Below are 1,146 nucleotides of genomic sequence, written 5' to 3' on the forward strand. Positions count from 1 at the left end.
CCACAAGGGGGGCACCATCTCTGATGCTTTCCGGGCGATGTCAAGCCTTGGTAAGGTTCTTCGCGTTGCGTCGAATTAAGCCACATGCTCCGCTGCTTGTGCGGGCCCCCGTCAATTCCTTTGAGTTTTAGCCTTGCGGCCGTACTCCCCAGGCGGGGAACTTAATGCGTTAGCTGCGGCACCGACGACGTGGAATGTCGCCAACACCTAGTTCCCACCGTTTACGGCGTGGACTACCAGGGTATCTAATCCTGTTCGCTCCCCACGCTTTCGCTCCTCAGCGTCAGTAATGGCCCAGAGATCCGCCTTCGCCACCGGTGTTCCTCCTGATATCTGCGCATTTCACCGCTACACCAGGAATTCCGATCTCCCCTACCACACTCTAGCTAGCCCGTATCGAATGCAGACCCGGGGTTAAGCCCCGGGCTTTCACACCCGACGTGACAAGCCGCCTACGAGCTCTTTACGCCCAATAATTCCGGACAACGCTTGCGCCCTACGTATTACCGCGGCTGCTGGCACGTAGTTAGCCGGCGCTTCTTCTGCAGGTACCGTCACTTTCGCTTCTTCCCTGCTGAAAGAGGTTTACAACCCGAAGGCCGTCATCCCTCACGCGGCGTCGCTGCATCAGGCTTTCGCCCATTGTGCAATATTCCCCACTGCTGCCTCCCGTAGGAGTCTGGGCCGTGTCTCAGTCCCAGTGTGGCCGGTCGCCCTCTCAGGCCGGCTACCCGTCGTCGCCTTGGTGAGCCATTACCTCACCAACAAGCTGATAGGCCGCGGGCTCATCCTTCACCGCCGGAGCTTTTAACCCCCGCCCATGCAGGCAGGAGTGTTATCCGGTATTAGACCCCGTTTCCAGGGCTTGTCCCAGAGTGAAGGGCAGATTGCCCACGTGTTACTCACCCGTTCGCCACTAATCCCCACCGAAGTGGTTCATCGTTCGACTTGCATGTGTTAAGCACGCCGCCAGCGTTCGTCCTGAGCCAGGATCAAACTCTCCGTGAATGTTTTCCCGGCTGCGTCTAATTAAAGACTGCGGGTCGACACCACGAGAGCGGAACAGCCAGGCGGAATAAGCCCGGCCGTTCACAGCGTCCTCGCTGTGTTTTTCTTCAAAGGAACCGCGTCCCGGCCGTGATGACC

Annotated in this window: 1 rRNA gene; it reads right to left on the reverse strand. The window is 58.6% G+C overall.

The window, feature by feature from the left end:
• A 16S ribosomal RNA gene (locus tag ACWD1Z_RS37755) occupies positions 1–1,008 on the reverse strand; the annotation flags it as partial.
• Between the last annotated feature and the right edge of the window lie 138 nt (positions 1,009–1,146).

Source organism: Streptomyces sp. NPDC002784, from assembly GCF_053592135.1.